The organism is Agrobacterium vaccinii (genome assembly GCF_021310995.1).
GTDB lineage: Bacteria > Pseudomonadota > Alphaproteobacteria > Rhizobiales > Rhizobiaceae > Agrobacterium > Agrobacterium vaccinii.
Genome location: NZ_CP054150.1, coordinates 1,113,409 through 1,130,969, shown reverse-complemented (window position 1 = coordinate 1,130,969; position 17,561 = coordinate 1,113,409). Strand labels below are relative to the sequence as shown.

Sequence of the window (17,561 nt, the reverse complement as noted above, 5' to 3'; positions counted from 1 at the left end):
GGTGATTACCTTTTGAAGACGAGAGCAAATAAATTGCGGCTTAAAACGCTAACTCCTGCTCCGTTTGATACTAGACTAAAAGTAGTCGATTCTCTATCTGCTGGAGGAGTGAATAGAACAGAAGAGAACAATATTTGAGGAGAATGTACAGTTATAGACTCTAGGATAGTCGAATCTGTAACACTTCTTAGCTCCGCCCCGAATGCTCCGAACTCGCTAACCGAACTCAAAAATACTTTCCACTCAACCTTAACGATTGGCGATCCAAGCCCATGGTTAACAACAAGGTTGAATGATGTCTCGCCAGATGCCGTGAAATACCGAGACACCGCTCCAGGTTCGATATTACTTGTTCCAACCACCAGATTATCAATCTGCGCCTGTGATATCTTCGCATTGACGATCTTTACCTGCCCGCCTTCTATGGCGAAGACGGAATAGGTATTTGCGCCATCCACGACAACGAACTTGTCGGCAAGGAAACCAATCTCCGATTTCAGAACGCCGCTGACGGTTCTGATCTGGATGTACATACCGCTCTGGATGAAGGCATCCGACAGGCTGGCGCGCAACATGATCGAAAACCGGACCGAGACACCGGCGGGTGCGGCCACGGCTTGGAACATAACCAGGCCGTCCGCGAACATGCCGTTGAACGTGGCTGACACGCCATCAATCCGCGTGGATATGGCGTTGTCGGCATTCACGCGCGCAGTGGCTTCGCTTCCGATGGCTGCGGTGTTCGTTCCGACGGTTGCCGTCAAAGCCGTGAGCGAGGAAGATAGAGCGCTGTCGCCGTTGGCCCGCGCCGTTTGCTCTTCTATCAACTTGGCTGCATTGTCGGCAACACCAGCCGAAACGGTTGTCACCTGCTGAGCTATTGCCTCATCAGCCGTAGCTCTGACGGATCGCTCCTGAGAGATTTCGGCAAATGCATTCCCGACATCGACGCGCATAACGTCGCGCTCGACCTGAGACACGGCGCCTTCCAGCGTTATGGCTTGGCCGATCTGCTCGATGCGTTGCATGAACTCGTTACGGGCCTGAGAAATGACCTTGAACGTGTCTTTTACGTCCTGTCCCAAATGCTCCAGATCAGCGATGAAATCACCACCAGCGGCAAGGGTGCGGAAATTCGTCACGCCAGACGGCGCAACAGACCGGCCATTGTCCACGACGAGCGTGGTGCGAACCCGCCAATCGGTTTCAGAGGTCAGACCTTCCACGATTTGCACGACGCTGATATCTGACGACACAAGCTTTGTGAACACCTGCGTAGGATTGGCAACCGGCCAGTATTCGACCAGAACACCGGACACGCTGATATCCTCAATCGCGTCCCATCGTAGAGCCACGCCGGGAAGCAGCCCGCCGCCTTCGGCTTCGACAACGTTGGGTGTAGCAGTGAAGTTTTGAACTTCCGCCAGGTACTCAGGCGGCGGCACAACGATGATGACGGGCGGGTTGGTAGCGTAAGCGGTCGGATCGAACACGCCGTTGCTGATGCCCTGCAATGACACTGTGATATCCCGAACGCCATCACTGTTGTGCGGCCCAAGGGTGCGCGTCAGAACCTGATAGGTGCGCGTACCGTGCTTGGCGCTCGCCCATGTGATCCAACGGCCTTCCTTCACCACATCCAGAAAGCGCGGATGGATGGTGATCTCTGCCGAAGCCTGAAAGCGAGCGCCGCGAATGGCGATGTCCGCGAGACGATCCACCTGCTTGACGTTCGTCACGGCGCCGTAGGGAATGGTACTGGCAAGCGTTTCACGGTCTTCTGCAAGGGCAGATTGGTCGATACGCGTTGCGGCGTCCTTGGTCTCGTAAAAGTCGTCTGGCGAGACGTAGGAGGCGGCAACAGTATTGATCAGTTCTGTGCGCTTGCGTTTGGCGGTGAACCGCTTTGGGGCACCGATCTTGATATCATCATCGGTGATGGTGGCAACTATTGCCTGCGGGGCGCCTGCAATCGGGAACTCTCCATCCACGCGCTCCACCCATGATGCGCAAGCTGCTTCCAAGAGAGGCTGGAGATTCGCGTCGTGGTTTCCACCGGGGCCATCCTTCGCTATCATGTGCGAGCGATAGCGGTAGTAACCGTCTACGATCTCATCGGCGATGTTCGCGGCCTGCGTCCATTCCGACAAAGGAAGACGTGAGGCGCGAACGCCCTTGCCGACCATCTTCTGGGTGCCATTGAAGAAACCGCGCTCAAGATTATAGGCCTGCACAAACGTGTTGTCGCTGTACTCCCATGTGGACTGATCATTCCACCGATGCGGGCCAGAACCGCCGACCGTGCTATCCTTGCGCCAGTCGTAGAGCGGAGCGCCCTGCACCTCGAATAGCAACTGCGGAGGAGCGGCCAAGCCCCGGCCCTTCTTGTGCAACTCACACCAGACGACGGCATATGCAACACCAGCGCCACGGTGATTGGCGGTCCAGCGTCCGGCAGGTCGCGAATAGGCGATCAGTTCAGGCTCTGCCTGCTGATCCATCGTGCCCTTGTAGAACTTGACGCGGATCGCATCGTAGTTGTCGCCAGACGATCCTTCGTTTGGCACCCAATACCAGCCATTTGCGTCAGGGTTGGAAAGGTTGCGCCACTGGCCATTGTATTTGACGCGGGGAACGGCAGTGATGCGGAAGCTCGACAGAACGTAAACATCCTGAAAATTGCGTCCACCAGCGCCATAGTTGTTGCGATAGATATGATGGCCAGCCATGCCGCACGTGCCGAGAACGACCGTGCGGGGGCTATTGGCGCCGTATTCGGTTTCTACTTGCGAAGACGAGCTCGGAGTCTTTGGCTTGAAAAGTGCGTTGACGGCGTAAGAGAGCGCAATGGCGAACGCAGTCTTTGCCAGACCAGCAAGGATTGTGGTGCTCGATAGCCAAGCGGTAACGCTCGCGATCCCTGCTGAGATCGCGGCTGCGATAGGTGCTAGAAACGGCATGGGGCTATGCGCCTACCTTGTAAGCTTGCTCGATCTCGGAGACCGGCAGAAAGATCGTGCCCTGCGGCTGCTTGATCGCAAAGCCGAGGCTGCAAACGAAACCGGCGACGAACTCGCCATTGATGACGGTGACGCCGACATCACCCCTTCGCGCTGCGAAGCGATTGACAGGCTCAAGCTTGATGTGGATTTCGAAAAGGTCTTTGACGTGATTGCAGCCAAGTCCGCGCATCTTCTTGGCAGCGCCCGCCTCTGTCTTGTAGCGACCGCGAAATTCTTCCAGTGGGTCGACGCCGACAACGGCTTTGATCGCCTCGCAGGCCGACATCATGCAGTCGGACGTTCCCCACTCCGGCAGGGCAGAAACCTGCGCCGATGCAACGTCTTCCAGCGCGCGATCCCAGCCATCACTTCTGGCTGAACTCGAAATTGAAGAACTCATTTTTCAGCCTCGCAGCGTGTTCGAAGAACATGTCGCCTGCCGAGACCAGTTGCTGGTCTTCGTGGCTGGCGTATCGGTAGCCTTCGCGGAAATTGTCGATTGCTTCGGTTTCGATGTTGGCTTCGAGCCATGCATCGCCGTTTTCTTCGCGGTGATCGATGGTATCGACGTAGCCGTAGAAGGTCGGCTCTGCGTGCAGGAAGGCGTTGGTATCTGGATCAAAATAGAAGTCGTACAGGGTGACCGGACGGCCCTTGTATTCTTCCTCCTCGATCAGAAGCAGATTGTCTGGCGTCAGGCCGAAGTCGGAGCGCGCAGGAAGCCGCATCGTCACCGGATTGGCCGTGGTTCCGAGGGCAAAGGCGGGCTCGTCAATCTCGATAATCGAGTTGCCCTTGTAGGTCAGGCCGTTGTAATCGAGCGTGCCTTTACCGGAGAAGAAACCGTATGTACCGGTGCCAAACTCAAACTTGACGCCAGACCCGATCTTCGCCCTGCCCTCGTTGAGCAGCTGCTGCAGTCGTGTTGGGAAAGCCATTACTTCGGCACCTCGATCAGCGTGAATGTCGCCGTTGGGCGGAAGTCGTCAGGGCAGTCGTAGCTGTCCGGGACTAGGCGCATGTTCATGACTGGGTTCTTGAAAACGACGTTCGCGCCAGCGGTGATGTAGGACGGCAGAAAAGGTTCGGCCTTGATGGTTATCGCTCCACCCGCTCCGGTAGTGTCCTGCACCACGCGGACGATGGTGTTGTAGTCGCCTTGGCTCAACCCGATGAGGTCACCCTCCATCAGCTTCAAACCGTTTGTGACGCTGGATACTGTCAGCTGATTGCCAGCGATTGCAGACAGCACGCCGGTATCGAGAATGGCTGGCGAGGTCGGATTGCCCCAATAGGCTTGCGGCAGACACACATGCTTGGGCGTATAGAGCACCGTCACCATGCCGTCACGGCAACGCGAGATGAATGCCTCAAGCTTCTGCCGATCGGCATTGCTCAAGGCCACCACCCGCATCGCCACTTGCCAGAACGGGTCGCTGGTTTCCATGAAGGAAATGGCACGCTTGCCATATCTCGACACGCTGGTGGAGCGCATGAGTTTAGGATAGGTCGGCCCATATCTCAGGCCGACCGGTAATGTTTCTGCCATGTGGATTGGGCCTCACAGAGGTGGAGCGGACTCGACTCTTGATTGAAGTTCTGGTTGTCTAATCGCTTCATCAAAAGATGGGGGCAGCTATGAGCGAGTGGTCGGACCTGATCGATTCTCAGATGGAAACAATCAGCTTAAACTTCCAGCTTCTTCTTGCGATGATCAGCAGGAACCGAACTTCGATCGGAGACCTCATAGAGCTTCTAGCTACGACCGAAGGGGTAGACCAAACAGCTCTAGGAAAGATCGCCGACGAAATGGAAAAGGCTGATGAAAAGATCATCAGTATGGCGGAAGTGATGTCCGCTAAACCCTGACGCCGCGCGGACCTACTTGGCCCATGACCTTCAGGACGTTTGCTGCAAACTCTCGGTTCTGCTTTGCTACGACAGTCTCAAGCCTAGCGACAGCAGCCTGGTCAGCGCCACGCGCGTCGATCACGGGCGCGAAGGTAATTGTTGGAGCAGAATTGCTGTTTGCTGGCTTCATGGAAGGCAGCGTCGGCACTGAGACACCAACTGCACCGCCATTGGCGTAGCCTTTGCGCATCGCCTCTACAGCACCAACGCCACCAGCCATAGCGACATCGCGCTGCGACCAGACGACCTCGCCTTTATGAACGATACCAGCTGGTTGGTTCTTGCCACCTGAACCCGTGTAGCCGCCGTCAGCAAAACCAAGAAGTTTGAAGAATCCGGTCATCCAGCCGTTACTGCCTGTTGCTGACTTGCCCCCGAATATATTATCAAAGGCGCTATTCAACATCAGGTCAGCAAACTTGTTTGCCAGTCCCTTCAATGCCTCGCCCAAGCTTTCGGCGCCAGTTACGACATTGGCAAATCCAGATTTTGCTGTGTCGTAGAAATCGCGAGCGCTGCTTTCGGCTTGCTGCTGATTTTCAGCGACTTTCCTCAGTTCTTCTGACTGTTTAGCGTAGGCGGCAGCTTCTTTCTCGATTGCAGCCACCTTTTCGGGAGACAACTGGATGCTCTCAAGGTCTTTTTCGCCTTTCTTGCGAGCCTCTTCACGCAAGTCGGCGAGTGCCTTTTGCTCAAGGTCGAGGGCAGCGCGACGCTTGGTCTGCTCCTCATTGGAAAGTCCGATGAGGTCCATTTCCTGACGCAAAGCCTCCGTTCTGTCACGGATGGCTTGTAAGTCTTCAGTGAAGCGGTCGGAGGCAGTTTTCGCTGGGGTCTTCACCTTCTTTGGCGTCCCGAAGCCGCGGTTTTTAGCGCTGTCAAGATCAGATGGACGACGCTCTGGGGTTGGGCCTTCTTCGGGTGTCATAAACCCTGGATTCTGGATATTATCTGCCCAAGGGTCAGCGTTTGTTTCCAGTTTGCCTGTCGTCGGGTTGTAGCTTCGCCATGTGGTGACATCCGTCATCCGCGAAGCTGCGTCATTGACTTTTTGGACATTGCCCGCTGCAACCAGCGCTGAGGATGCGAGATCGTCGAACTTGGCCGCAAACTCAGAAAGTGCAGGAATGCCGGTGCTGTTAACTGCTGAGGTCAAAGCCGACTGTACGCGATCAACGTCTTCGGTTTGAACCTTGCCGTCCTTGGCTGCTTCTGCGAATTGCTTAAACGCGTCCTGCAGACTTTTTACGGTTTCGTATTTCTCCCCGAATTCCTGCAACCTGATCAGGATATCCGCAAATGCGATTTCCGTCGTGGCAAGTTCTTTTCGGACATCAGCCAGTGTGCTGTCGTTTAAAAGCTGGACGCCCTTCCTTAAATCAGCGCCCTCTTGCGCTCTCTTGAGTTGGTCGGCGTATTCCCGCAAGGCAGGAACAGCATCACCCCAACGCTGAGCAACCGCTGAAATAAGTTCAGCCTGCTCCTTGAGTACCTCAGCAGACTTGTCACCCTCACTCATCACGGTCGAAAAGTATTGGAAAGCAGCCGTTCCAGCGGCAATCACACCAATGGTCACGAGAGACAACGGCGAGATAACAGAAGCGAATGCAGCGGCAAGGCCCTGGCCTACGCCCTGTCCAGAATCTTTGATTTGCTGGAGAACAGCAGAAAGCTGGGTACCTTGCTGCAACGCAATCTGAATTGGCGACATGCCCATCGCCGCCGTGACGCCGATATCCTGAAACTGTGCGGCAATGTTTGCGGTGTTGAAGCTGTTACCACTGCTCGTGGTGACCGTCGCCTTGAGAGCAGCGTTCCGACCTTTGATAGCCGCTGTAGACGCTAGTGCGGCCTGCCTTTCACGCTGAATAGCGGCAGTCATCTCATTGGCGGAAATGGCTCCGACAGCGTGTGCTTGCCTGATCTCTGATACTGCGTTCTTGTAGCTCGTGATGGTCGAAAAAAGAGGGCTATATTTGGACCGAAGGCGATCAAGCTCTTTCTGCTGATCAGCGAGGGCTCCGTTCCATTCCTTTGCAGCAGATGTGCCTATGCCCACCATGCTGTTGATGCGCTCTTGCATCGACGATGTGAGAGATGAATTGATTGACTTGCCAGCGGATGCAAATCGCTTTTCAATTCCGCTGGAAGCCTGCCCGACATCGGACACCAACCTGTTCAGCGCACGCTTTACGGTTGCGAGGTCGGTACTGATTGAGATAATCAGGTCATCGCCATTGTTACCGGCCAAGTCGGTTTCCTAACGTGAAAAAGCCCGCCGAGGCGAGCTTGGAGGTGCGTGAGTGTTGAATTTCTTGAGGAGGTATCGCGCGGTTTGGTCGGCGATCGGCTTTTGCTTATCCACGTCTTGCTTGGGCTACGCGCAAGTGCGACAGGCCCCGGACATCCCCAATCCTGGGGACGTCGAAATTATAAAGGTGGAGCGGTGCAAAGATTCAATAAGCCAGTTGTATGCGTGGCAACTGGGTGATGCCAAAAGGCTACGAGAGTGGTGCCGTCAAAACGGTTACATCACCTATCGGCAGCAGCTAGAGGCTGAGCGGTGAACCACCAGCCTAGCCACCATACTTCTTGATCAAATCGTCAAGCTCATCTTCTGACGGAGGCTCGATCTCTTTCTTGGCTCCGTTCGCCTCAGACCAGCCGTGGGCCGCGAGGATGAACTCGGTCAGGGTTGCAGACCAGAACGTCCTGGGCATCCACCCAAGACCGCCGAATGCTACCTTCTGCCAATCTCGCCATGGAAATGGCTCTTCTACTCCGCCTTTTCCACGGCTGCGTCGTTTCCCACTTCATCCTCATCAAAATGATGGGATAATGAGTCGGAAATGGCTTTAGCAACGGCACCGAAATGCTTGAGCTTCAGAACGCCAATTGCCTTGCCCTTGTCGCCCCTCACGGTGAGAAGATCGAGCGCTGCGACCGTGGCTGCTGGCTCAACGCCAGAGAGGCGGAGAAACAGGTCCGACATGCTCTTGCATGAGAGCCGCGTCGAGACAGCGGCTAGGCCGCCCATCTCAGCTGCGATGACAAGGGGAACATTGCCGACCCAAAGCGAAACTTCGCCTCGAGCGCCATTAACCTCCAGTGGAAATGGTTTTTCGGTCAATTAAGCCTCCGCAACGAAGGACAGTGGGCCAGCGGCTACGAACGTGGCCGAAAAGTCCATGTTGCCTTCCATCTCGCCGCTGAATTCAAAATCAGAAACGAACCAAGGGCCGGTATAGGTGCCAAGACCTGGGACGATGACCTTTGCATTGAACTTGGTCGCGTCGTTGACATGCACCATGAATGCGGACGTTTGCGCACTTTTCACGAACTTACCAGATCCGGCGAACGTACGGTTTTTGATCCCAGGATCGGCCGTCTTTTGCGGAGTGGCAGCTGGATTGATACAGTCTGGGATCGTCGTGTCGACTTCGTTTGCCGACATGTTGAAGCTGCGGGTTGTCAGGCCGCAAAGGTTGGAAAATACTTCTGGATCGTCGCCATCACCGGTCTGGATGAGTAGCGTACGACCAATCTGCTGACCGTCGGCCATGATTGAACCTCAATGATTTTGGGGATTGGGTGGCCGTCAGGCCGGTGTTTCGATGCGGGCGATGAATTCAACGACGCCATGCGTCGTGACATCATCGGGGTCTTTCATCGTGCGAGCGTCCCAGCGCGAGAGCGATATCAGGCGATGAGATGGCAGTGTCAGAGGTGCCTTATCAAGCGCCTTGATGATCTCGTACATGATGTCCTTCAGCTCCTTGAAGCCTCCGGAATATTGCGACCAAACGTGAATTGTGACGTATATTGCGTCGGACGTGACGCAATTGACATCGGCCGGTTTTACGTCGCTTTCGCCATACTCCACGTACGGGAACGGCGCGTTGGTGGGTGGTCGATCGTAAATGCGTTGTCCAACTAGCGCGGTGAGCGCATGACGACCCTTCAATCTGGCGACGATAACGCCTTGCAATTCTAGATCAGGACTAGCCATTACTTTTTCATGGCCTCCCTCACGCCGCGCCAGACAGCATCATTGATCCGCTTCTTTGCGCGCTCGCGAAAAGAACGCCAGATTGGAAAAACATGCGGTTGGGCTTTTGTGCCGGGGTGCATCCGCGCACCTTCTGTCTGCTTCTTACCTAAAGCCGTGCCACCACCTTTTGCGGTATTATGCGGACGAGTGCCGAACTCCAGGAAGTGCCAAATCCAGGATGCGAAAATTCCGGTGGCATCCGGGTCTTTGCTGGCCGACGTACCGACCATCGCCTTGGCGTTTGGTCTGTCCGAGATACGTGCGCCTTGAATGGATGCCGCATAATCGCCGGCCGAGGTGCCGGTACCTATGGGTGCCCGATCGGATATAGCTTCTGCAGCTTCATTGGCGATCTGTAGTTTTGCCTCAGCCGCGTATTGGTTAGCCTTTGGCGCAATGTCATTCAGCTTTTTGGTAAGCGCTTCGCGGCCGAGAACTTTTGCCTTTATCAAGACGCCTCCCCCTGCACCACAAGCATTTCAATCCACTCGTTACGCTCATCAATGTTGACCGCAGTCTTGATCGCGTAGAGCACGCCGGTACGCTTGTTCCGCGCCCGCCATGCTGGCGTGATGGAGCGCGTGCGATCGTTGCTGCGAACCGTCATGGTGAATGGCTGCAAACCTTGCAGTCGGCTGGCTATGACCGATTCCGAGCCCATACGTGGCTCCAGCCTGGCGGCCTCGAAGACCTGCTCCGCAAAGCCGACCACAACGCCACCATACCCATCGTCGCCCTCGACCTCAGCCTCGAAGCCGATGCGCTCACTGAGCGATCCGGCTCCGGCTCTTTTGCGTTTTGGCATTTGGTCGATCCTTGGTGGGTTCGGCAGTCTTGGCAGCTATCGCAGCGGCGGCGCATTTGCGCGTGACGTTGTAAAGACCGGGTTCATAGGCAATGGTGAAGCCCGGCTGGCGCCAATCAAAAGGTGCAAGGAAACGTAGCCACATCATCGTCCACCGGTGTGCGCCAGATGCGCCAAGGAGCCAAAAGCACGCGGACAGCGCGCGGCAGAACAGCGTCGCCTTTTGCGTCTGGATCAGGTTCGCGCACTTCGTAGAGATCGCCGGTCACAAGCAGGATTGCCGAAACAATGGATGCCGTGGCTGCGATGCCGTCATCTGCCGTTGGTGTTGCGCCGACGGCGACGACTTCGCGATCCAGATACTCGGTGATGATGCTTTCGGCGGCATCGCGGTAAATGCCGATCTCCGCGTCTTCATCGGAATGGAGGACGCGGAGGTGTTTCTTGACTGTTTCCAGATCGACGATTGGCATATCAGGCCGCCACAACTGCGGCCGTCGGCGCGCTGGTAGCGGCGACGCTGCCCTTGTCGTTGGTGGCCGTACCGCGAACCGTGATGGCCTTTCCAACGTCACCCGCAACGGGAACGTAAGTCGCGGCCGTAGCACCCGAAATCGCGACGCCAGCAGCAAACCACTGACGCGCGTAAGTCGGCGAGCCGGACCAAGTGCCAGTTGTCGATGTCAGCGTCTGGCCAACCTGCGCAGTGCCTGTGATTGCTGGTGCAACGGAATTCACCGGCGAGCCGATACCGTTAACGACACCGGCACCGATGTAAGACGCGACTCTCTGTTTACGAGCCTTCGTTGTCAGCATCGGTTTTGTCCTTCTTTTTCGTCGAGCGAGCAGAGGAGATCACTGGTTTGTCAGCGGCTTCATCCGCGGCGCCCTCGCCTGGAACATCCTTGGCGTCGCCGACGATGTCGACCAGACCATTTGCAGCAAGCTGCTTCGCCTCTCCTGCCTCGACCTTGAACGTATCGCTCTTTTTGGTCTTCAGTTCTTTGCCAACGGCGAACGTGCGCTTGGCCTTCACTTCTAGAAAATCGGTCATCTTCTGTTCCTTCCGAAGATTAGGGGAGCCGAAGCTCCCCATCCTAATTAAGCGCCTTCTACGTCGCCTGTGACGAAGGACTCAGGACGATAAACTGCGAGGGCCAGACGTTGTTCGGCTCGAATCGTGAAAAGATTCCGTTCGAAGTCATCCACGTTCTCGCTGGAGAGCAGCACTTCGATATCCATGCGGTCGAAGATCTGCGCTGCGAAGCTGAACGCGCCGGTGAGGAACTCGCCTGCGGCCATGGCCTGCGTCGACACGACCGGAAGGTTCCAGAGCGTCGGAGTGAGCGAGCCCTGCGGATTGCCGATGATGTAGTTGCCGCCAGCATCCTTGGTCAGTTCAATCTTCGCCCAGTCGATCGGGTTCAGAACGAACGCAGTCGCAGGATACTCAGCGAGAACGACCTGCAGGATAGCCAGACGAAGGCGGTCAATGCTGGTCTCGTCGGTTGCGGCGAAGGCGGGATTGAACGCCGTCGCCTGTGGAACCAGACCGTGGATGTTCTGACCAGTGCCAGAGCCATTCAGGAGCTGATTTTCTTCGGCAAAGCGCAGACCATAGCGTGCGCGGCCGTCGATGTAGGAGCGAAGTGCGGGCGCGTCGTCGAGGATCTGGCGGGACGCCTTGAAAAGGTGCGCAATCGTGCGAACCTGCGCAGACGTCATGTCGAAAGTCAGGTCCGAATAAGGCTTCAGGGTCGTTTCCGCCACTGGAGCTGCATTGTTCGTAAATCCAGTTTCCTTGACGTACTCGATCGAGCTCGAGGATGTCTGACCTGGAAGAACTAGGTCTCGAATAGTCATCTGCCGATCAGGCAATCCAAAGATCCCGGGAACGCGAGCGCCTGGAACAAGCGAGGTGCCCTGAGAGCGTCCCGCGCCGACGGTCGGGTTGGCAGAGGTGATGGCAGCGCGGTCAGCCTTAACCTTGATCAGGCCTCGATAAGAAGAATCGAACGACTGCGATGCCGCGGACTCGACAACGAGATCACCCAGAGATTTTTCATCGGGATCGCCGCCAACACGTTCACGAGCGGCGCGCTTCTCCATATCGGAAAGGCGGGTCGTGACGTCGCCGAGCTCGGAAAGTGCCTTGTCGGTCTTCTCCTTCAGCTCTGCCGAAACTTCGCCGTTTGCGGCAAGCTTCGAGGTGAAGTCGGTGGCGAGATTGCCAACCTGCTCCTTGATGGACGCGAGGGAGGCACCAAGTTCGCCAATTTTTTCTGCAAGTTCAGCCATGTTGGCTCCTATAGAATGAGGGGTGTTTTTGCTTCGGCGATAAGCCGGTTGATGGCTGCCAAAGCAGCAGCATCCGTCTCGACGTCAGGAGCCCCCTGACCATCTTTGAGGTAGAGCCGAGCGGCCCGCTCTGCCTCAGAGCCCGACAACCCCATCAGTCCCCTGATGCCGTTTTCGAACTCGCGTTTTGTGATTTGCTCGCCGGCCGTCATCTTCGCTACCAGCGTTTGTGCGGCCTCAGCCTTTGCGGCGTTCGCAGCCTTGATGCGCTTTACCGGCGCAGGCTCTGCGTCGGCGCCGTAGCGGGCCAAGGTCTCGTCAAGTGTGGCAACACGATCGACCATGCCGCGATCCATGAGGGATTCTGCGTAGAACACGCGCCCCTGACCGTAGCCGTCCTCAACCTTGCTGACCGTCACGCCGCGCCCTTCGGCGACAGCTGCGACAAAGCGATTGTAGGAGCGGTTCACGCCGTCCTGCACATGCGCCAGAGTGTCCTTGCCAAGTGGCTCGGTCTCGTTGCCTTCAACCTTGTGCTTGCCAGCAGAAATGTAGGTGCGTTTGATGCCGCGCTGCTCAAGGGCGGACGACAAGTCATCGTGCGCAGTGTAAACGCCGATCGAACCGGCACGACCGGATGGCGTAACGACGATTTCGTCTGTCGAAGCCGCGATCCAATAAGCCGCGCTTGCCGCAAGGCTGTTTACCTGGGCAATGATTGGCTTTTCGCCGCCTCGCAGCTTGCGGATCTCCGTCGCAAGCTCGTCTGTACCAGGCACCGTTCCGCCAGGGCTATCAATGTCGAGTACGACAGCCTTGATGTCCTCGTTCGAAAGAGCCTTGTGCAGCGATCTCTTGATGCCAGCATAGGATGTGCCGCCGCTCATCGCGGAAAACAGGTCCATTTTGTCGGCCAAAACCCCGTAAACCGGGATAATGGCCACGCTGCCGCTGGCTTCCGCGATTTCCTTGGCTCGCGCCTCATCGATAGAGGCGGCGTACTCGGACGAAAACAGCTTTTCGCCTTCGGCTCTAGCGACCAAAACATCAGCCAAAACGCCCAGTTTTTCGCGCTGAATAGCCCAAGGTTCGGCCAGAAAGACCGAAATCAGGTGTTCGAATTTCATGATTTTCCCTTATGCAGCGCGTGCTGCTGGCGTTTGTGGCGCCTTATCGTTGGCTTGACCGACCTTATCGAGCGGGGTCATGGTGCCGTTGACGATTGCCTTCTCGCCGCCGCCGACAGGAGCCTTGTTCTCGTAGGAACGAGCTTCGTTTGGCGTGTAAATGCCGTTGGTGACCATCTTTGACAGGAATTCTGCCCTCGCCGTGCTATCACCGCGAAGCAGACCTTCCATGTTGAATTTCACGATGGTGGTCTTGCGCGTTTTCTCGTCGAGAAGGTCGCGGTAGACGGCAGATTCGATGCTTTTGACCAGAGGGCCTAGGCAAGTCTTGATGAACTGCAGGATCAGCTGCTCGATGCCGCTGCCCCAGGTCGTGGTGCCGTTCGAAGCATGGCCGATCATGACTGGAGGAACGCCAAAAATGCGGCAAATCTGCTCGACATTGAACTGACGCACCTCAAGCATCTGCGCGTCTTTTGGATTGATCGTCAGTTGCTGGTACTTGAGGCCAGCTTCCAGAACGGCAATCTTACCTGCCTTATCCGAGCCGGCAAACTGGCCGAGAATTTCGCTTAGCTGCGTGCGCTGTGGTTCTTTCAGGATCTGATCAGACGAAAGAACGCCTGCGACTTGCATTCCGTTGGCAAACATCTTGCCCGCGGTCTTTTCGCCCGCCAGAGCATTGCCAACTGTGTTGCGAACCACGCCGATCGGAGACATGCCGCGGTCACAGCCAGGCAAGACAGCTCCGCGAACGTGGAACATCTTGTCTTCAGCGATCCTGCGCTTTTTACCGTTCTCCGTGACCTCGTAGTATCGCGCGTTGCGACTATCGCGGCAGACGTTGACAGCAAGAGGCGGCAGCGGATTGAGCGCTACCAGCTTGCCGCCGTTCAGCTTCTTCTCAGCGAAGAAGTTGCCATCAAGGCACAAGCACAAAACAACCATGGCCCAGAAGTCCGAGGCGGTGTCGTCCATGTTCGGCATGTCATGCAGCAAGTCGTATAGCGGCGAGGCCTTGTCGATCGTTACGCCGTCATCTTTGTAGACGTTGCACGGCAGCATGATAACGGCATTCCGGATCAGATTGACGCACGCCCACACAGCATCAAGCTGAAGCGCCGTTTCAATCGTCACGCTTTCGCCGGATGTGGTACCTAGCCCGAAGAACCCGCGCCAAAACTCACCGTCAGTGAGCTTGATAGGTACTCCGCGCCATCTATCGAAGAGACCCATTAGATCACCATAACCATGTTGTTGATGAAGTCGTCCATGTCAGGACCAGAAGCGGCAGGACCATCAACTGCGGCACCGATTGCCATTGCGCTTGCAACAGCCGGGTCGATGCGGACGGTAGACTTCTTTTTTGAGAACCACTGGTTGCCCATAAGTGGATCGGTTTCGATTGCCACACCCATCAGAGCGCCGAGCAGAACGGGAGATCGACGCATGCGAATGCGCTCCTCCAAAATCAGCGTTTCCAGCGCAGAAACGGAACCCGGCATCCACAAACCTAGTGGAGGTTCGAGACCTGCGTCTTTTGCGGCCTGAACTTTTTCTTCGTCTGGCTTCGCGCGCTTTTTTCCACCTTGTGGATGAGCGATAGTCTTTATCTCAACGCCATAATCGTCGAGCTCTTGCTCAAACTTGTCGTAAGCGTACCGGTCAAACGCCAACACGCCTACGCCGTGCTCAGCGTTGAGACGAGCGAATAGAGCAGCAACATGATCATATCGTACACGAGCGCCCTCCGGAGCATGAATGTAGGGCCAATTGGTGCCTGGATAGTAGGTCTCGTTCCAAACGCGATACGGGACGTGGTCGACCTTTGACCTCTCATCCATTGTGTCGCGAGGTGTCCAGGCTTCGATCCATAAATCGTATGTTGGAAGGTCGGCATACTCACCGTCTTCGCGCTTCACACGCTTCGTGCCTGTCTCGACGACGAACGCCGCAGCTGTCAGATCCTTGGCGCCCGACAAGTCCAAGCCCGCAGACGTAATCTGCTTGCCTTTGTGTTCTTCATACGGATCGAAATCCGCCATCACCTTCTCGATGATAGGCCGTGGTATCCATGCGGTGTCAGCCTCCGTCCAAACGCAGAAGTGAAGGCGCAAAATACCATTCCGTTTCGATGGAATGTCTTTTGCCTGCGCCACAACGCCCTCAATGTATTCGTACTTGAGTGTGACTCCGAGAAGCGGGTTTGCTTTGATCCAGCATGATGGGTCCGTGATAGGATCATCGTCTTTATCCAGAGCGCAAACGTAGCTGAACGCCTCGTCACTGGAACCGAAAACATCGCCTACATATGTGAAGTCATCGTCTGGTGTTTGTGTGCCGGCGGCGACTTTTACTGCGTGCTGGTGCTCAGCCCAGCAAATGCTGTTACGATCGGAACCTGAGTTCGTGATCATGAGCAGAAGTGGCTGGTCTCGAAACTTAAAGCCTCGCTCAAGCATCTCGATGACTTTGCCGTCTGGATGCTCGTGAATTTCATCGCAAAGCGCGACATATGGCCGTGGGCCACTGTGCGCACCTTCGCGCGATATCGGTCGAAAGAAGCTGCGGGACTTAAGGTGCGCGAGGTTCCACACTGGATTGCCGCCAGAAGGGGTCAGCTCGCGTTTCAGTTTTGGAGACTGATCGTACATCGCAACAGAATCTCGAAAGAGAACCATTGCCTGGGCTTTGTCCTTGCCCGCTGCGTAAATCTCAGCCGCCGCTTCTCCATCTGCGGTCATGCAATAAAGGCCGACAGCACCGGCGAATGGTGACTTCCCCTGACCTTTAGCTTGTTCGATATACGCACGCCGGAATCTACGGACTACCTTGCCATTTTCGTTAGTGCGCTTCCAACCAAACAGCGAACCGGCAATAAACGCCTGGCTCGGCTCAAGGATGAATGGCCTTCCTTCAAACTGGCCGCCGTTCAAACGCAGAACGTCGCGACAGTATCCGATGAATCTTTCTACTGCAGTGACGTCCCAGATCAGGCCTCGCTCTTTGCCCTTGATCAGGTCGTCGAGGTGGCGACGGCATGCATTACGCACGTGAGGCCCAGCGATCATTTCACCGGAAACTACCGATCGAGCGTACGAAGTCGCTGGATCCTCAGAAGTATTTGTCGGCCGGGTCGGTCGTTTCGCCATCTGGCTTGCCTCCCGCCTTAGAAGCGTCTGCTGGCGTTGCTCCCATTGATCCAAGGCACTGACGGTAAAGGTTCATGGCTTGCACGCCGACGTCAGTTTCGCCGTTAGCTACATCCCCCATCATTCGGCCACGAATTTTCGCGGCCACCGAAAGAACGCCACGGTGGCTTTTGTTGAGCCAAGGGATTTCCTCAGAAAGCTCTCGCCAAGCTTGCTTCGCGTTATCGGACAACCAAAGAAATGGCTCTCCGATATCACCTTCAATGACCGGCTCCGCACGAGCTTCAAATTTCGTTTTTCGCACGGAAGACTGACCAGTCACCGCGGCTTTCGCCTTCGGCGTTCTTGGCCTTGCCATTGCCGACCCTCATATTTTGAATTGGAAAAGTGTACGCGAATGATCCTCGCCGGTCCGCGAAGCGAACGGGTTTCTAGACTTTCCGATGGCCCCCGCCCTATCCGAACAGTAGCATCTGGCCCATCGGCTTGTTGCTTTTTAAGCCATTGCACTTGCGGCAAGAGCACTGAACATTGTCTAGCGTGTGAGATCCACCAAGGCTGATTGGCATGATGTGGTCTAGCTCTGGCGCCCTATCATCGTGAGTGCCTCTTAGCTTTTTGGGTGTATTTACCCCGCACAACTTGCATCGCCATCCGTCTCTGTCGAATACGTAGAACGGATTAATGTTATCGTTGGCTACCGCTTTCATGCGAGCCTTCCGACGCCATTTAGATTTGCGTGCGTTGTGCCGAGAAGAACACTGCTGCGAACAGAATAGCGCTTGCCCTCTGCCGTAAACCACAGCGAATACTGCATCGCATTCTGGGCACTTGCGTGGCTTAGGGTCCACGCCTTTCCGCCTCCAGAACGATATCCTCCTGCACTCAAGAGAACAGTACACAGTTCGTATGTCTTCACACGTGAACCTAGACCCGCACTCTTTGCACAATACTGATGCGCAGTGGAAAGAAACAGTTAGCTCCTTCGCCAAATCAAGCAATGCTGCGCCTACCCGAGGAGCCGCCCAGACATTAGAGCCAGCATCAAATCCGCACTGTCTAGAACAAAACCTTGCCGCGTTGTGACTGTCGCTTCTGCGCCGAAATGTAGCTCCGCAATGCTCGCACACTCTTTCTGGCGCCAGCTCTTCTCTGCGGATACGCTCTGCGTCAAGGTCTCGATTAGCTCTCTCGTTTGCCCTACGACATTTGGCG

The 17,561-nt window shown here is 55.9% G+C and carries 21 protein-coding genes; 1 reads left to right on the top strand and 20 read right to left on the bottom strand.

The window, feature by feature from the left end:
- Positions 1-5: 5 nt before the first annotated feature.
- The 4 genes from HRR99_RS05800 to HRR99_RS05785 are packed head-to-tail and all read right to left on the bottom strand — an operon-like array spanning position 6 to position 4,551.
- The gene (locus HRR99_RS05800; protein WP_233123088.1) at positions 6-2,960 is read right to left on the bottom strand and encodes a phage tail tip fiber protein; all 2,955 of its coding nucleotides are present in this window, start codon (positions 2,958-2,960) and stop codon (positions 6-8) included.
- A gap of 4 nt (positions 2,961-2,964) precedes the next feature.
- Positions 2,965-3,402: a DUF6950 family protein gene (locus tag HRR99_RS05795; protein WP_233123087.1), complete on the bottom strand. Its 438-nt coding sequence runs from the start codon at positions 3,400-3,402 to the stop codon at positions 2,965-2,967.
- On the bottom strand, positions 3,368-3,940 hold the full coding sequence (locus HRR99_RS05790; protein ID WP_233123086.1) for a hypothetical protein: 573 nt from the start codon (positions 3,938-3,940) through the stop codon (positions 3,368-3,370). Before HRR99_RS05790 ends, HRR99_RS05795 begins: the two co-directional genes overlap by 35 nt.
- Positions 3,940-4,551 (bottom strand): hypothetical protein, encoded by a 612-nt coding sequence (locus HRR99_RS05785; RefSeq protein WP_233123085.1) that lies wholly within the window; start codon positions 4,549-4,551, stop codon positions 3,940-3,942. The genes HRR99_RS05790 and HRR99_RS05785 overlap by 1 nt, the downstream gene beginning before the upstream one ends.
- A gap of 89 nt (positions 4,552-4,640) precedes the next feature.
- Between HRR99_RS05785 and HRR99_RS05780 the strand changes: the two genes are divergently transcribed.
- Positions 4,641-4,871, top strand: coding sequence for a hypothetical protein (locus HRR99_RS05780; protein ID WP_233123084.1), 231 nt, complete (start codon positions 4,641-4,643; stop codon positions 4,869-4,871).
- Here the strand turns inward: HRR99_RS05780 and HRR99_RS05775 are convergent.
- The 16 genes from HRR99_RS05775 to HRR99_RS23260 all read right to left on the bottom strand — a co-directional run bounded on the left by HRR99_RS05775 (position 4,861) and on the right by HRR99_RS23260 (position 17,056).
- The gene (locus HRR99_RS05775) at positions 4,861-7,164 is read right to left on the bottom strand and encodes a phage tail length tape measure family protein (protein ID WP_233123083.1); all 2,304 of its coding nucleotides are present in this window, start codon (positions 7,162-7,164) and stop codon (positions 4,861-4,863) included. The two genes, HRR99_RS05780 and HRR99_RS05775, sit on opposite strands and share 11 nt — an antisense overlap.
- Positions 7,165-7,489: 325 nt before the next feature.
- The gene (locus HRR99_RS23265) at positions 7,490-7,633 is read right to left on the bottom strand and encodes a hypothetical protein (RefSeq protein WP_103656866.1); all 144 of its coding nucleotides are present in this window, start codon (positions 7,631-7,633) and stop codon (positions 7,490-7,492) included.
- 56 nt (positions 7,634-7,689) lie between these two features.
- The gene (locus HRR99_RS05770; RefSeq protein WP_233123082.1) at positions 7,690-8,043 is read right to left on the bottom strand and encodes a hypothetical protein; all 354 of its coding nucleotides are present in this window, start codon (positions 8,041-8,043) and stop codon (positions 7,690-7,692) included.
- Positions 8,044-8,475: a phage tail tube protein gene (locus HRR99_RS05765; protein WP_233123081.1), complete on the bottom strand. Its 432-nt coding sequence runs from the start codon at positions 8,473-8,475 to the stop codon at positions 8,044-8,046.
- A gap of 36 nt (positions 8,476-8,511) precedes the next feature.
- Entirely contained in the window at positions 8,512-8,922 is a 411-nt protein-coding gene (locus HRR99_RS05760; protein WP_233123080.1) for a DUF3168 domain-containing protein, read from the bottom strand.
- Positions 8,922-9,416 carry an HK97 gp10 family phage protein gene (locus HRR99_RS05755; protein WP_233123079.1) on the bottom strand — a complete coding sequence of 165 codons (495 nt, stop codon included), beginning with the start codon at positions 9,414-9,416 and terminating at the stop codon, positions 8,922-8,924. The genes HRR99_RS05760 and HRR99_RS05755 overlap by 1 nt, the downstream gene beginning before the upstream one ends.
- Positions 9,413-9,769, bottom strand: coding sequence for a head-tail adaptor protein (locus HRR99_RS05750; RefSeq protein ID WP_233123078.1), 357 nt, complete (start codon positions 9,767-9,769; stop codon positions 9,413-9,415). Before HRR99_RS05750 ends, HRR99_RS05755 begins: the two co-directional genes overlap by 4 nt.
- A gap of 116 nt (positions 9,770-9,885) precedes the next feature.
- Entirely contained in the window at positions 9,886-10,242 is a 357-nt protein-coding gene (locus HRR99_RS05745; protein WP_233123077.1) for a head-tail connector protein, read from the bottom strand.
- Between the two features lies 1 nt (position 10,243).
- Positions 10,244-10,585, bottom strand: a complete 342-nt coding sequence (locus HRR99_RS05740) for a hypothetical protein (RefSeq protein ID WP_233123076.1) — start codon at positions 10,583-10,585, stop codon at positions 10,244-10,246.
- Complete coding sequence (locus HRR99_RS05735; protein ID WP_233123075.1) at positions 10,563-10,823, bottom strand: hypothetical protein; 261 nt, start codon at positions 10,821-10,823, stop codon at positions 10,563-10,565. Before HRR99_RS05735 ends, HRR99_RS05740 begins: the two co-directional genes overlap by 23 nt.
- A gap of 47 nt (positions 10,824-10,870) precedes the next feature.
- Positions 10,871-12,067 (bottom strand): phage major capsid protein, encoded by a 1,197-nt coding sequence (locus HRR99_RS05730; RefSeq protein ID WP_233123074.1) that lies wholly within the window; start codon positions 12,065-12,067, stop codon positions 10,871-10,873.
- An 8-nt stretch (positions 12,068-12,075) separates the two neighbouring features.
- Entirely contained in the window at positions 12,076-13,194 is a 1,119-nt protein-coding gene (locus tag HRR99_RS05725) for a S49 family peptidase (RefSeq protein ID WP_233123073.1), read from the bottom strand.
- 9 nt (positions 13,195-13,203) lie between these two features.
- Positions 13,204-14,331: a phage portal protein gene (locus tag HRR99_RS05720; RefSeq protein WP_233123072.1), complete on the bottom strand. Its 1,128-nt coding sequence runs from the start codon at positions 14,329-14,331 to the stop codon at positions 13,204-13,206.
- Positions 14,332-14,429: 98 nt separating this feature from the next.
- Complete coding sequence (locus tag HRR99_RS05715; RefSeq protein ID WP_233123071.1) at positions 14,430-16,346, bottom strand: terminase large subunit; 1,917 nt, start codon at positions 16,344-16,346, stop codon at positions 14,430-14,432.
- Complete coding sequence (locus tag HRR99_RS05710) at positions 16,309-16,704, bottom strand: hypothetical protein (RefSeq protein WP_233123070.1); 396 nt, start codon at positions 16,702-16,704, stop codon at positions 16,309-16,311. Before HRR99_RS05710 ends, HRR99_RS05715 begins: the two co-directional genes overlap by 38 nt.
- Positions 16,705-16,801: 97 nt before the next feature.
- Positions 16,802-17,056: an HNH endonuclease gene (locus HRR99_RS23260; protein WP_422387295.1), complete on the bottom strand. Its 255-nt coding sequence runs from the start codon at positions 17,054-17,056 to the stop codon at positions 16,802-16,804.
- Positions 17,057-17,561: the final 505 nt, after the last annotated feature.